Annotated in this window: 13 protein-coding genes; 7 read left to right on the forward strand and 6 right to left on the reverse strand. The window is 71.7% G+C overall.

Annotated features, from left to right (window positions below):
* Nucleotides 1–246 precede the first annotated feature (246 nt).
* The 3 genes from ACZ5XZ_RS29760 (at nucleotide 247) to ACZ5XZ_RS29770 (ending at nucleotide 3,940) form a co-directional block, all read left to right on the forward strand.
* Entirely contained in the window at nucleotides 247–2,043 is a 1,797-nt protein-coding gene (locus ACZ5XZ_RS29760) for a DEAD/DEAH box helicase (RefSeq protein ID WP_384440612.1), read from the forward strand.
* A 334-nt stretch (nucleotides 2,044–2,377) separates the two neighbouring features.
* Entirely contained in the window at nucleotides 2,378–3,019 is a 642-nt protein-coding gene (locus ACZ5XZ_RS29765) for an IclR family transcriptional regulator (protein ID WP_399146955.1), read from the forward strand.
* 141 nt (nucleotides 3,020–3,160) lie between these two features.
* On the forward strand, nucleotides 3,161–3,940 hold the full coding sequence (locus ACZ5XZ_RS29770) for a S16 family serine protease (RefSeq protein WP_468983440.1): 780 nt from the start codon (nucleotides 3,161–3,163) through the stop codon (nucleotides 3,938–3,940).
* A 42-nt stretch (nucleotides 3,941–3,982) separates the two neighbouring features.
* Here the strand turns inward: ACZ5XZ_RS29770 and ACZ5XZ_RS29775 are convergent, their stop codons facing one another.
* From ACZ5XZ_RS29775 to ACZ5XZ_RS29795, 5 genes are all read right to left on the reverse strand, one after another.
* On the reverse strand, nucleotides 3,983–4,978 hold the full coding sequence (locus tag ACZ5XZ_RS29775; RefSeq protein WP_468983442.1) for a glycine betaine ABC transporter substrate-binding protein: 996 nt from the start codon (nucleotides 4,976–4,978) through the stop codon (nucleotides 3,983–3,985).
* Nucleotides 4,975–5,772, reverse strand: coding sequence for an ABC transporter permease (locus tag ACZ5XZ_RS29780; RefSeq protein WP_468983549.1), 798 nt, complete (start codon nucleotides 5,770–5,772; stop codon nucleotides 4,975–4,977). The genes ACZ5XZ_RS29775 and ACZ5XZ_RS29780 overlap by 4 nt, the downstream gene beginning before the upstream one ends.
* 80 nt (nucleotides 5,773–5,852) lie before the next feature.
* Nucleotides 5,853–7,079, reverse strand: coding sequence for a betaine/proline/choline family ABC transporter ATP-binding protein (locus ACZ5XZ_RS29785; RefSeq protein WP_468983551.1), 1,227 nt, complete (start codon nucleotides 7,077–7,079; stop codon nucleotides 5,853–5,855).
* Between the two features lie 49 nt (nucleotides 7,080–7,128).
* Nucleotides 7,129–7,776, reverse strand: a complete 648-nt coding sequence (locus ACZ5XZ_RS29790) for an ABC transporter permease (protein WP_384440624.1) — start codon at nucleotides 7,774–7,776, stop codon at nucleotides 7,129–7,131.
* 20 nt (nucleotides 7,777–7,796) lie between these two features.
* Nucleotides 7,797–8,264 (reverse strand): Lrp/AsnC family transcriptional regulator, encoded by a 468-nt coding sequence (locus ACZ5XZ_RS29795; protein WP_468983444.1) that lies wholly within the window; start codon nucleotides 8,262–8,264, stop codon nucleotides 7,797–7,799.
* A 129-nt stretch (nucleotides 8,265–8,393) separates the two neighbouring features.
* On the opposite strand from ACZ5XZ_RS29795, the gene hppD reads away from it, so the two are divergent.
* From hppD to ACZ5XZ_RS29815, 4 genes are all read left to right on the forward strand, one after another.
* Complete coding sequence (hppD, locus tag ACZ5XZ_RS29800; protein WP_468983446.1) at nucleotides 8,394–9,551, forward strand: 4-hydroxyphenylpyruvate dioxygenase; 1,158 nt, start codon at nucleotides 8,394–8,396, stop codon at nucleotides 9,549–9,551.
* 64 nt (nucleotides 9,552–9,615) lie between these two features.
* Nucleotides 9,616–10,980, forward strand: a complete 1,365-nt coding sequence (locus tag ACZ5XZ_RS29805) for an FAD-binding oxidoreductase (RefSeq protein WP_468983449.1) — start codon at nucleotides 9,616–9,618, stop codon at nucleotides 10,978–10,980.
* Between the two features lie 98 nt (nucleotides 10,981–11,078).
* Nucleotides 11,079–11,369: a ribosomal protein L7/L12 gene (locus tag ACZ5XZ_RS29810; RefSeq protein ID WP_468983451.1), complete on the forward strand. Its 291-nt coding sequence runs from the start codon at nucleotides 11,079–11,081 to the stop codon at nucleotides 11,367–11,369.
* A gap of 85 nt (nucleotides 11,370–11,454) precedes the next feature.
* Nucleotides 11,455–12,900: a dihydrolipoyl dehydrogenase family protein gene (locus tag ACZ5XZ_RS29815; protein ID WP_468983453.1), complete on the forward strand. Its 1,446-nt coding sequence runs from the start codon at nucleotides 11,455–11,457 to the stop codon at nucleotides 12,898–12,900.
* Between the two features lie 146 nt (nucleotides 12,901–13,046).
* Here the strand turns inward: ACZ5XZ_RS29815 and ACZ5XZ_RS29820 are convergent, their stop codons facing one another.
* On the reverse strand, nucleotides 13,047–13,523 hold the full coding sequence (locus ACZ5XZ_RS29820; protein ID WP_468983454.1) for an SsgA family sporulation/cell division regulator: 477 nt from the start codon (nucleotides 13,521–13,523) through the stop codon (nucleotides 13,047–13,049).
* Between the last annotated feature and the right edge of the window lie 34 nt (nucleotides 13,524–13,557).

Here is a 13,557-nt window from a genome sequence, read left to right on the forward strand (position 1 = left end):
ATCTCCCCTCTCCCCCCACCTCGTGGTAGGGTCTTGCCTGTGGGGGAGGGGGTGTGGGACGTAAAGCGCAGCAGTCCCACACCCCTGCCCCTCCGGCCCGTCACCGGCACCCGAAAGCCCCGCGCAGCGGACATCGCGCAACGGCGACACACCCCCACGGCGGGCCAGCCGACAACGTGGGAAGCCGGCCAAGCGCAGCGGATAGGCTTGCGCGGTTGCCGACCGCCGACCCAGCCGACGGAGACCGTGACTACCACCACCAGCGCCACCAACAGCCATCACCTGTCCCCGGCCTTTCCGGGCCGGGCCCCTTGGGGTACCGCGAACAAGCTGCGCGCCTGGCAGCAGGCGGCCATGGACCGCTACATCCAGAGCCAGCCCAGAGACTTCCTCGCCGTGGCGACGCCCGGGGCCGGCAAGACGACCTTCGCGCTCACCCTCGCCTCGTGGCTGCTGCACCACCACGTCGTGCAGCAGGTCACGGTCGTCGCGCCGACGGAGCATCTGAAGAAGCAGTGGGCGGAGGCGGCGGCCCGGGTGGGGATCAAGCTCGACCCGGAGTACAGCGCCGGGCCGCTGGGCCGCGAGTACCACGGCGTCGCGGTGACCTACGCGGGTGTGGGCGTGCGGCCCATGCTGCACCGCAACCGCATCGAGCAGCGCAAGACGCTGGTGATCCTCGACGAGATCCACCACGCCGGCGACTCGAAGTCCTGGGGCGAGGCGTGCCTGGAGGCGTTCGAGCCGGCCACCCGGCGGCTGGCGCTGACCGGTACGCCCTTCCGCTCCGACACCAACCCGATCCCCTTCGTCACGTACGAGGAGGGCAACGACGGGATCCGGCGGTCGGCCGCCGACTACACCTACGGCTACGGCAACGCGCTGGGCGACGGCGTGGTCCGGCCGGTCATCTTCCTCTCCTACAGCGGCAACATGCGCTGGCGGACCAAGGCCGGCGACGAGATAGCGGCCCGCCTCGGTGAGCCGATGACCAAGGACGCGGTCTCGCAGGCCTGGCGGACGGCGCTGGATCCGCGCGGCGACTGGATGCCGAACGTGCTGCGGGCCGCCGACCAGCGGCTGACCGAGGTCCGCAAGTCCATTCCGGACGCCGGCGCGCTGGTCATCGCCTCCGACCAGGAGCAGGCGCGGGCGTACGCCAAGCTGATCCGGGAGATCACCGGGCAGGGCGCCACCCTCGTGCTGTCCGACGACTCCGGTGCCTCGCAGCGCATCGACGACTTCTCGCACTCGCAGGACCGCTGGATGGTGGCGGTGCGGATGGTGTCGGAGGGCGTCGACGTGCCGCGCCTGGCGGTCGGGGTGTACGCCACCACCATCTCCACGCCGCTGTTCTTCGCGCAGGCGGTGGGGCGCTTCGTCCGCTCGCGCAAGCGCGGTGAGACGGCCTCGGTGTTCCTGCCCACCGTTCCCACGTTGCTCGGCTTCGCCAACGAGATGGAGGTCGAGCGCGACCACGTGCTCGACAAGCCGAAGAAGGACGGCGAGGAGGACCCGTACGCCGAATCCGAGAAGGAGATGGAGGAGGCGAACAAGGAGCAGGACGAGGACACCGGGGAGCAGGAGCAGTTCTCCTTCGAGGCGCTGGAGTCGGAGGCGGTCTTCGACCGGGTCCTCTACGACGGTGCCGAGTTCGGTATGCAGGCCCATGCGGGCAGCGAGGAGGAGCAGGACTACCTCGGCATCCCCGGGCTGCTGGAGCCCGACCAGGTGCAGATGCTGCTGCAGAAGCGGCAGGCCCGGCAGATCGCCCACAGCAGGAAGAAGCCGGACGCGGAGGCGGATCTGCTGGAGATCCCGGCCGAGCGGCGTCCGGTGGTCACGCACAAGGAACTGCTGGAGCTGAGGAAGCAGCTGAACACGCTGGTGGGGGCGTATGTCCACCAGAGCGGCAAACCACACGGCGTGATCCACACCGAGCTGCGCCGGGTGTGCGGCGGGCCGCCGAGCGCGGAGGCCACCGCCGGGCAGCTGGGCGAGCGGATCAAGAAGGTACGGGAGTGGGCGACGCGGATGCGCTGAGCGCGTCCCCCGCCGTGCGGGTGGTGCTCCGCGGACGCGGGGTGCCACCCGCTTCGTGTGCGGTGACGGACCCGTGACCTTTGGCCCAGGCTGAAGCACAACACGCCCTCATGAGCGGGCTAATCAGGATATTCCAGGCGTGGAAGCCCGGATTCTGGACGGACTCTTCCGCTGACCGGACTGGCTCGCTACTGTCCCGGTCACGCACACGCCCCGTGGCAGCGCCGCCGCGGAGCGCAGCCGGTGCCATGCGGCCGGCGGCCTCTTGCGCGCGCTGCTCCGGGACCCGCAGCGCGTCGCGTCCGAGTGCCGCCACTCACCCAGGAGGGGCGTCGTGACCGCAGAGACCTCCCAGACACTCGACCGTGGACTGCGCGTCCTGAAACTTCTCGCCGACACCGACCACGGGCTGACCGTCACCGAGCTGTCCAACAAGCTCGGCGTCAACCGCACCGTGGTCTACCGCCTGCTGGCCACACTGGAGCAGCACGCCCTGGTGCGCCGCGACATCGGCGGCCGGGCCCGGGTGGGCCTGGGGGTGCTGCGCCTGGGCCGTCAGGTGCATCCGCTGGTCAGAGAGGCGGCGCTGCCCGCCCTGCGCTCGCTCGCCGAGGACGTGGGGGCCACCGCGCACCTCACCCTGGTCGACGGCACGGAGGCCCTGGCCGTCGCCGTCGTCGAGCCGACCTGGACCGACTACCACGTCGCCTACCGCGCCGGCTTCCGCCATCCGCTGGACCGGGGGGCCGCCGGGCGGGCGATCCTCAAGGCCCGCCAGGGCCGGCTCCAGGACGCCGGACTCGCCCTGACGCACGGCGAGTTGGAGGCCGGCGCCAGCGGTGCGGCGGCGCCGCTGCTCGGGGTGAGCGGGATCGAGGGGAGCGTGGGCGTGGTGATGCTCGCGGACAACGTCTCCGAACGGATCGGCCCGCGGGTGGTCGACGCGGCCCGGGAGGTGTCCGAGGCGCTGCGGTGAGGCCGGCGGCCCCCGCACGGTGACCGTGCCGGCGGCCCCGGCATCCGCCCGCGTCCACGGAGTGTGAAGGCCCCGTGGCCGTGCGGTGAGCCCGTAGCGCCGTAAGGGCCTGGTGGGGCGGGGGTCAATTAGGGTGGCGGAGTGTCCTCACGCGCTCGCGCCCTGGCGCTCTGCACCGCCCTTGTCCTCGCCCTCGTCGTCACCGCGATCCTCGCCCCGCTGCCGTACTCGGTGGCGTATCCGGGGATGACGGCGAACGTCCTCGGCGACGACAAGGGCAAACCGGTGATCACCGTCACCGGTGCCCGGACCCGCGGGACGAGCGGGCAGCTGCGGATGACCTCGATCGTCGCCACCGGCCCGGAAGCCTCGGTCCATCTGTCGGACATCGCCAAGGCCTGGTTCCGTCACGACGAGGCCGTGATGCCGCGGGAGGCGGTCTACCCGGTGGGCGACAGCACCGAGGAGATCGCCGAGCACAACGCCGAGCAGATGGAGCACTCCCAGGACACCGCCACCGCCGCCGCGCTCGACCAGCTGGGCAAGTCGCCCAAGGACATCAAGGTCAAGCTGAGCCTCGCGGACGTCGGCGGGCCCAGCGCCGGGCTGATGTTCGCCCTCGGCATCGTCGACAAGCTCGACGGGGACGGCGCGGGCCATGATCTGACCGGCGGCCGGACCATCGCCGGTACGGGAACGATCACCGCCGGTGGCAGGGTCGGGGCGGTGGGCGGTGTACCGCTCAAGACGCAGGCCGCGCACCGCGACGGCGCCTCGGTCTTCCTGGTGCCCCGCAAGGAGTGCGCGGACGCGCGGGCGGAGCTGCCGAAGGGGATGCGGCTGATCCCGGTCACCACCCTCGACGGCGCGGTGGACGCGCTGAAGGCGCTGCGGGCCGGCGGCAAGCTCCCCAGCTGCTGAGCCGGCCAGCCGGCAGCGGCCCCTCGCGCCAAGGGGGTGTCCCTACCCCTCCTTGATGAACCCCTCCCGCAGCAGCCAGTCCTTGGCGACCTCGTGCGGGTCCTCGCCGTCCACGTCGACCCTGCGGTTGAGCTCCTGGGCGACGGTGTTGTTCAGGGCCTTGGTGACCGGGCCCAGCACCTCGGCCATGGCCGGGTGCTTCTTCAGCGACGCGGCGTTGATCTCGGGGGCGGCGTTGTAGTTGGGGAAGAAGTGCCGGTCGTCGGCGAGCAGACGCAGATTCATCGCCTTGATCCGGCCGTCGGTGGTGTACACCTCGCCGAACGTGCAGCTGCCGCCCTGCTCGATCTGGGTGTAGATGACACCGGCGGCCATCCGCTGCACCTGGGCGGGCGGGATCCTCATCCCGTACTTCCGGGTCATCCCGGGCAGCCCGTCGTTGCGGGTGGCGAACTCGTTCTCCACGCACAAGGTGACCGCGCCGGGGTCCTTCTTCAGCAGTTCGCCCAGGTCGGAGAGCGTCTTCGTGCCGTACTTCGCGGCGTCGGCGGGGCTCAGCGCCAGCGCGTAGGTGTTGTTCAGCGTCGAGGGCGGCAGCCAGACGACGCCGTTCTTCCGGTCCTCGTCGCGGACCACCCGCCACTGCTCCTGCGGATCGACGACCGGCGTGGTGTGGCCGAGGTAGGTGATCCAGCCGGTGCCGGTGTACTCGTACGCGGCGTCCGCGGTGCCGGACTTGACGGCCTCCCGCGCGCCGATCGAGCCCTGGATGCTGGTCTTGTCGATGACCTTGGCGCCGGCCGCCTCGAAGACCAGGCCCATGATCTGGCCGAGGACGATCTGCTCGGTGAACTCCTTCGAGGTCACGGTCAGCTGCGCCCCGCCGAGCGGCCGGTCCCGGTAGCCGGCGTGCGGGCCCGGCAGGACGTTGTCGGTCATCGCGCTGCCGCTGACCAGCCCGCAGCCGCCGAGGGCCAGGGCCGCCAGCAGCACCCCGGCGCAAAGGAGCCGGCCGGCCCGGCGCCGGCGGGCGCTCATGCGGCCACCTCCAGCCCGCGCGGCCGCAGCAGCAGCTCGGCGAGCGAGGCCAGCCACTCGACGAGCAGGGCGAGCGCCACGGTCAGCACCGAGCCCAGGACGAGTACGGGCATCCGCTGGGTGACGATGCCCGCCGAGATCAGATCGCCCAGGCCGCCGCCCCCGCCGAAGGTGGCCAGCGTCGCGGTGCCGACGTTCAGCACCAGCGCGGTCCGCACGCCCGCCAGGATCAGCGGCACGGCCAGCGGCAGTTCGACCTTGGTCAGGACGCCGGTGGCGGACATGCCGATGCCCCGGGCCGCCTCGGTCAGCGTCGGGTCGATGCCGCGCAGCCCCGCGATGGTGTTGGCCAGGACCGGCAGCACGGCGTAGAGGACCATGCCGACGATCGCCGCGCGGGGGCCGATGCCCAGCCAGATGACGAGCAGGACCAAAAGGCCCAGGGCGGGCACGGCCTGGCCGAGGTTGGCCAGGGCCATCGCGAAGGGGGTGGCGCGGCGCAGCCGGGACCGGGTCAGCGCGATGCCCAGCGGGATCGCGATGACCAGGACGAAGAACGTGGAGACCACGGTGAGCACGATGTGCTGGCGCAGCGCCAGCCACACCTTGCCGTCGTCCACCGCCTGGTGGGCGATGGAGTCCAGCTCGGCGCCGTTGAACCACAGCCAGGTGGCCAGCAGCGCGACGAGCAGGAAGGCCGGCATGAAGGTCCACTTCTGCCAGCTGATCCGGCGCTCACCGGGCGGCGCGGAGGGAGTGGGCGCCTCACCGGACGCCACCTCCCGCTGCTCCATCTCGACGTCGTCGCGGAAGGCGAGGGCCTCATGGGTGCTCGGCCGGCGCCCGCCTGGCCGCGCCCCGTCGTCGCCGGCGCTCACGCCCGGCTCCCGGCAGCGCCTTCGCCGCCGCCCGCGCCGCCCAGGCCCTCCTGCTCCTGCTGGGTGCGGTGGCTGCGCTCCTCCTGGAGCCGGTGCTGCTGCTCGGCGGCCTCCAGGCGGTCCGCCTCCAGCAGTTCATGGACGTTGTTCATCAGCGTCTCCATGTCGACCACCCCGATGAACTCGCCGCGCCGCCCGGTGACCGCGACCCGGCCCGCGCTGTCGGTGAGCACCGCCTCCAGGGCGTCGCGCAGCGTCGCGTCCCGGGTCACTGTGTCGGCGACCAGGGTGCCGGCCCGCGCCAGCGACCCCTGGGCACGGGCGAGATCGCTCGCCCGCAGCCACTTGTAGGGGCGGCGGTTGCGGTCCAGCAGCAGCAGCTCGTGGTGACCGCCGGCGCCCAGCAGGTCGAAGACGGACTGCGGCGGATCGTCGATCCCGGCGGTGGGGAAGTCGACCACGCCGACGTCCCGTACGCGGGTCAGGTTCAGCCGCTTGAGGGCCGCGCCCGCGCCCACGAAGCCGGAGACGAAGTCGTCGGCGGGGTGGGTCAGGATCGCCTCGGGGGTGTCGAACTGGGCGATGTGCGAGCGCTCGCGGAGCACCGCGATGCGGTCGCCGAGCTTGATGGCCTCGTCGAAGTCGTGGGTGACGAAGCAGATGGTCTTGTGCAGCTCGTGCTGGAGCCGGATCAGCTCGTCCTGGAGGTGGTCGCGGGTGATCGGGTCGACGGCGCCGAAGGGCTCGTCCATCAGCAGGACGGGCGGGTCGGCGGCGAGCGCCCGGGCCACGCCGACGCGCTGCTGCTGGCCGCCGGAGAGCTGGCGCGGGTAGCGGTCGTGGAACTCGCCGGGGTCCAGGCCGACCAGGTCGAGCATCTCCTCGACCCGGCCGGCGATCCGGCTCCTGGACCAGCCGGTCATCTTGGGGACCAGGGCGATGTTCTGGGCGACCGTCATGTGCGGGAAGAGGCCGGAGGCCTGGATGGCGTAGCCGACCTTGCGGCGCAGTCTGACCGGGTCGATGCCGGTGACGTCCTCGTCGCCGATCCGGATCCGGCCGGACGTCGGCTCGATCAGCCGGTTGATCATCTTCAGGGTGGTGGACTTGCCGCAGCCCGAGGGCCCCACGAAGATCACCGTCTCGCCGGCCTTGATCTCCATGTTGACGTTGTCGACGGCCGGGTTGGGGTTGCCCGGATAGATCTTCGTCAGGTTCTCCAGCTGGATGCTCGCGCCCGAGGCGGCGGCGCTGTGCGGCTTACCGGTCGGCTCAGGCACGGATCCCCCTGGAGATGGTCAGGCGTCCGATCAGGACGTACACGGCGTCGAAGAGCAGGGCGAGGACGGCGATCCCGAGGGTGCCGGCGAGCACCTGGTTGAGGGAGTTGGCGCTGCCCAGCGAGGCGATCCCGCGGAAGATCTCGTTGCCGAGACCGGGACCGGAGGCGAAGGCGGCGATGGCGGCGATGCCCATCAGCATCTGGGTGGCGACCCGGATGCCGGTGAGGATCGGCGGCCAGGCCAGCGGCAGTTCGACCCGCAGGAGCCGGGCGGTGCGCGACATCCCGATGCCCTTGGCCGCGTCCACCAGCGCCGGGTCCACCCCGCGCAGCCCGACGATGGCGTTGCGGACCACCGGCAGCAGCCCGTACAGGGTCAGCGCGATCACGGTCGGGGCGACGCCCAGGCCCACCAGCGGGATCAGCAGGCCGATCATGGCCAGCGAGGGGATGGTCAGGATGGTGGCGGTCGCGGTGGTGGCGAGGCTGCCCGCCCATTCGCTGCGGTAGGTCACGACCCCGACGAGGACCCCCAGCACGGTGGCGATCACCATGCACTGGAAGACCGCGCTGGCGTGCTGATACGTGTCCATCAACAGCTGGGCGTGCCGGTTTTCGACGTACTCCCAGAAGCTCACCCGTCGCTCTCCTCGGTCGGTCAGTCTCCCGAAGCCTGCTGCACCAACGGGATGATCCGCAACGGAACCGGGTTCTCCATCACGATCGCCGTCGATGCCCGCACAATGCCATCAAAGCCCACGACCCGGTCGATCACCCGCTGCAGATCGGCGTTGGAGCGGGCGACGAGCCTGCAGAGCATGTCCCCATGTCCCGTCGTTGTATGCAGCTCCAGCACCTCGGGAACGGTGGCCAAGTGCGCCCGTACGTCGCCTCCTTGCCCCTGTTTGATCTCCAGGGTCGCGAACGCGGTGACGGGATAGCCCAGCGCGGCGGGGTCCACGTCCGGCCCGAAGCCCCGGATCACTCCATTCGACTGAAGCCGGTCGAGCCTGGCCTGGACCGTCCCGCGCGCCACCCCCAGCCGCCGCGACGCCTCCAGCACCCCGATCCGCGGCTCCTTCGCCAGCAGCTCCAGCAGCGCCCCGTCCAAATGATCGATCGACATCGCCGACTCCTTCGCTTTCGATGGTCATCATGTACAGATAGCCCGAAGTAACCGCCCATTCGCTATACACAATGCCCAGGAGATTCGGAAACTATTGCGCATCTTGTGGATCGGAGGGACTCTGCGGCCATGGCAGACACCACGATGCACACCCAGCCCACCATCCCCAGCACGGCTCGGCAGGCGGACCCCTTCCCGGTCAAGGGGATGGACGCGGTCGTCTTCGCCGTCGGCAACGCCAAGCAGGCCGCGCACTACTACTCCACCGCCTTCGGCATGAAGCGCGTCGCCTACTCCGGGCCGGAGCACGGCAGCCGGGAAACCGCTACCTATGTGCTCGAATCCGGCGGCGCCCGGTTCGTCTTCACCTCCGTCATCAAGCCCACCACCGAACGCGGCCGCTTCCTCGCCGACCACGTCGCCGCCCACGGCGACGGCGTCGTCGACCTCGCCATCGAGGTCCCCGACGCCCGCGCCGCCTACGAGTACGCCGTCGCCCACGGCGCCACCGGCCTTCAGGAGCCCCACGAACTCAAGGACGACCACGGCACCGTCGTCCTGGCCGCCATCGCCACCTACGGCCAGACCCGGCACACCCTCGTCGAGCGCACCGGCTACGACGGCCCCTACCTGCCCGGCTTCGTCGCCGCGCGGCCCGTGGTCGAGCCGCCGGCGAAGCGGTTCTTCCAGGCCGTCGACCACTGCGTCGGCAACGTCGAACTCGGCCGGATGAACGAGTGGGTGGCCTTCTACAACAAGGTCATGGGCTTCACCAACATGAAGGAGTTCGTCGGCGACGACATCGCCACCGAGTACTCGGCGCTGATGTCCAAGGTCGTCGCGGACGGCACCAAGAAGGTCAAGTTCCCGATCAACGAGCCCGCGATCGCCAAGAAGAAGTCGCAGATCGACGAGTACCTGGAGTTCTACGGCGGCCCCGGCGTGCAGCACATCGCCCTGGCCACCAACGACATCGTCGCCACCGTGCGCCAGATGCGCGCCGCGGGCGTGGAGTTCCTCGACGTGCCCGACTCCTACTACGACACCCTCGGCGAGTGGGTGGGCGACACCCGCGTACCGATCGACGAACTGCGCGAGCTGAAGATCCTCGCCGACCGCGACGAGGACGGCTATCTGCTGCAGATCTTCACCAAGCCCGTCCAGGACCGCCCGACCGTCTTCTTCGAGATGATCGAACGGCACGGCTCCCTGGGCTTCGGCAAGGGCAACTTCAAGGCGCTGTTCGAGGCGATCGAGCGCGAGCAGGAGCGCCGCGGCAACCTGTGACCAGTCGGCTCCGTGGGCCGTACGCGATCTTCCGTGTACGGCCCACGGATGCGAGGCTTGAGGTATGGACCTCATCGCACACCTGCGCGCCGGGCTCCCCGAGGAAGCCGTCCTGACCGACCCGGACGTCACCGGCTCCTACGCCCGCGACATGGCCAACTTCTGCGCGGCGGGCGCCCCCGCGGTCGTCGTGCTGCCCCGCACCGTCGCACACGTCCAGCATGTGATGCGGACGGCCACGGAACGGGGCGTCCCGGTCGTCCCGCAAGGCGCGCGCACAGGAGTGTCCGGTGCCGCCAACGCCACCGACGGCTGCATCGTGCTGTCCCTGGTGAAGATGGACCGCATCCTGGAGATCAACCCCGTCGACCGGCTCGCGGTCGTCGAACCCGGAGTCGTCAACGCCGTACTCTCCCGCGCGGTCAACGAGCACGGCCTCTACTACCCGCCGGACCCCTCCAGTTGGGAGACCTGCACCATCGGCGGGAACATCGGCACCGCCGCCGGCGGCCTGTGCTGCGTCAAGTACGGCGTCACCGCCGAGTACGTCCTCGGCCTGGACGTCGTCCTCGCCGACGGGCGCCTGCTCAAGACCGGCCGCCGCACCGCCAAGGGAGTCGCCGGCTACGACCTCACCCGCCTCTTCGTGGGCTCCGAAGGCAGCCTCGGCGTCGTCGTACGCGCCACCCTCGCCCTCAAGCCCAACCCGCCCCGACAGCTCGCCCTCGTCGCCGAGTTCGCCTCCGTGGCCGCGGCCGGCCGGGCCGTCTGCGAGATCATGGCCCGCGGCCACGCCCCCTCGCTCCTGGAGCTGATGGACCGCACCAGCGTCCGCGCCGTCAACGACATGGCGCAGATGGGCCTGCCGGAGTCCACCGAGGTGCTGCTGCTGGCCGCCTTCGACAGCCCCGACCCCTCGGCCGACCTCGCCGCCGTCGGCGCCCTGTGCGAGGAGGCCGGCGCCACCCAGGTCGTCCCCGCCGAGGGCCCCGCCGAGTCCGAACTGCTGCTCCAGGCCCGCCGGCTCGCCTTCACGGCCCTGGAGCGGATCAAGCCCGCCATGCTGATCGACGACGTGTGCGTCCCGCGCTCCCAGCTCGCCGCCATGCTCGAAGGCACCACCGCCATCGCCGAGAAGTACGGCCTGACCATCGGCGTCTGCGCGCACGCCGGCGACGGCAACACCCACCCCCTGGTCTGCTTCGACCCGGCCGACCAGGACGAGGAGCGCCGCGCCCACGAGTCCTTCGACGAGATCATGGCGCTCGGCCTCGCACTCGGCGGCACCATCACCGGCGAACACGGCGTCGGCATCCTGAAGAAGGAGTGGCTCGCCCGCGAACTGGGCGACGTCGGCCTGGAGTTGCACCGCGGGATCAAGCAGGTCTTCGACCCCCGCGGCATCCTGAACCCCGGGAAGGTCTTCTGACCGCGCCGCGTCGCAGGAACGACAGGGGGCGCACCCCCCTGTCGTGTCCATGGCCCCCGCTCCCGCCGCCCGCACCCCCCGCCTCGTAGAGTCCCCGCATGGATTCCACGCTCCCCGGACTGGCCCTGCTCGTCCTCGCCATCGCCCTGGTGGCCGCCACCACCGACCGCCGGTCCAAGACCCTCGACCGCCGCCTTGCGCGGCTGGAGCGGAAGGTCGACCTGCTGCTGGCCCACGCCGGCGTCGAACAGCCCCAGGACCCCCGGACGGCCCAGATCGACGACCTGCTGGCACAGGGCAAGAAGATCCAGGCGATCAAGGTGCACCGCGAGCTGACCGGCTCCGGCCTCGCCGAGGCCAAGGAAGAGGTCGAACGCCGGATGCGGTGACGGCCCCCTGGGCAGAGGATGGCCGAAAGGACCGCCGGAGCCCGTCCACCGGGCCACCTCTGCCCACCCCAGGGAGCGAGAGCCGATGGCAGCGACCGAAGCGAGGAGAGCCCTTGATGAGGAGTACGACGTCATCGTGCTCGGGGCGGGACCGACCGGCGAGAACCTCGCCGACCGGGCGCACGCCGCCGGACTGAGCGCCGTGATCGTCGAGAGCGAACTGGTCGGCGGCGAGTGCTCCTACTGGGCCTGCATGCCCAGCAAGGCCCTGCTGCGCCCGGTCACCGCCCGCTCCGAGGCACGCCGGGTACCCGGCCTCAAGGAGGCCGCCGACGTCCCCCTGGACGCGCCCGCCGTCCTCGCCCACCGCGACGCCTTCACCTCCTACTGGAAGGACGACGGGCAGGTCCGCTGGCTGGACTCGGTCGGCATCGACCTGGTCCGCGGACAGGGCCGGCTGGCCGGACCCTGCCGGGTCGTCGTCGACGGCGGCCGGGTGCTCACCGCACGGCACGCGGTCGCGGTGTGCACCGGCAGCCGCGCGGTGCTGCCCCCCATCCCCGGACTCGCCGCGGCCCGCCCCTGGACCAGCCGCGACGCCACCAGCGCCAAGGCAGTACCGGGCCGGCTGGTGGTGGTCGGCGGAGGCGTGGTGGGCGTCGAGATGGCCACCGCCTGGCGGGCCCTGGGCGCCTCGGTGACACTCCTGGTACGCGGCGACGGGCTGCTGCCCCGCATGGAGCCGTTCGCCGGCCACCTCGTCGCCGAATCGCTCGCCGAGGCGGGCGCGTTCCTGCGCACCGGCGTCGAAGTGCGCGAGGTGCGCCGGGAGGCCCCGGGCGGCGCCGTGACCGTCGAACTGGACTCCGGCGACGAGATCATCGCCGACGAGCTGCTGATCGCCACCGGCCGGGCCCCGCGCACCGACGACATCGGCCTGGAGACGGTCGGCCTGACGCCCGGCTCCTGGCTGGAGGTCGACGACAGCTGCCGGGTGACGGGCGTGACCGGCGGCTGGCTCTACGGCGTCGGCGACGTCAACCACCGCGCCCTGCTGACCCACCAGGGCAAGTACCAGGCCCGGATCGCCGGCGCCGCGATCGCCGCGCGGGCCCGGGGCGTACCGATCCTGGAATCCGATCCCTGGGGCGCGCACGCCGCCACCGCGGACACCCTCGCCGTCCCCCAGGTCGTCTTCAGCGACCCCGAGGCCGCATCCGTGGGCCTGACCGCCGCCGCCGCGGAGCGGGCCGGACACCGGATCCGGGTGGTCGACCAGGACCTGGCAGCGGTGGCCGGCGCCTCCCTGTACGCCGACGGCTACCGCGGCCGCGCCCGCATGGTCGTCGACCTGGACCGCGAGGTACTGCTCGGCGCCACCTTCGTCGGCCCCGGCGTCGGCGAGCTGCTGCACTCCGCGACGGTCGCGGTGGCCGGCGAGGTCCCCCTCGAACGGCTGTGGCACGCCGTACCGGCCTACCCCACGATCAGCGAGGTGTGGCTGCGGCTGCTGGAGGCCTACCGCGGCTGACCCCCGGCCGCGCGGCCCGGCCGACCCGGCGCACTCCCCCGCCGCGAAGAGGCCCCGGCCCCCGGTCTCCGGCCGGGGACCGGACCGGCCCCCGCCCACCGGACGCGCCCTCATCGCGCACTCCCCCCAAGCCTCCCGGGCACCCGTTACGCCCCCGGCTCCGGCGACTCGTCCGAGGACCAGGCGCCGCCCGGCCACTGATCGTCCCGCGACGTCAGCGCCAGCAGCTCGCTCAGCCCTTTGTCCAGGCCCAGATGCCCCTGCTCGCTCCCCGGCGGGACCACCCGCAAGGTGCGCTCCAGCCACGCCGAGACCGCCGCGGCCGGCGCCTGAAGCAGGGCCTCGCCGTCCGGCGAGTTCAGCGCCATACAGACCAGGCTGCGGCCGTCCACCTTCGTGGGCCACACCCGCACATCGCCCTGGCCGCACGGCCGGAACACGCCCTCGACGAGCAGCTCACGGGCGAACGTCCAGGTGACGGGCGCATCCGAACCCACGTGGAAGGTGACATGGACGGCGTAGGGGTCGTCCGTCCGGTACGCCAGCCGGGCCGGCACCGCAATGCTGCGCTCCGGCGACAGGACCAGGCCCAGTTCCAGCTCTCGTTCCACCACGGTGTGCATGAGGTCCGCCTCTCTCGTGTCGTCTCCGCGGGCC

The sequence above is a fragment of the Streptomyces sp. NPDC033270 genome, from assembly GCF_055576575.1.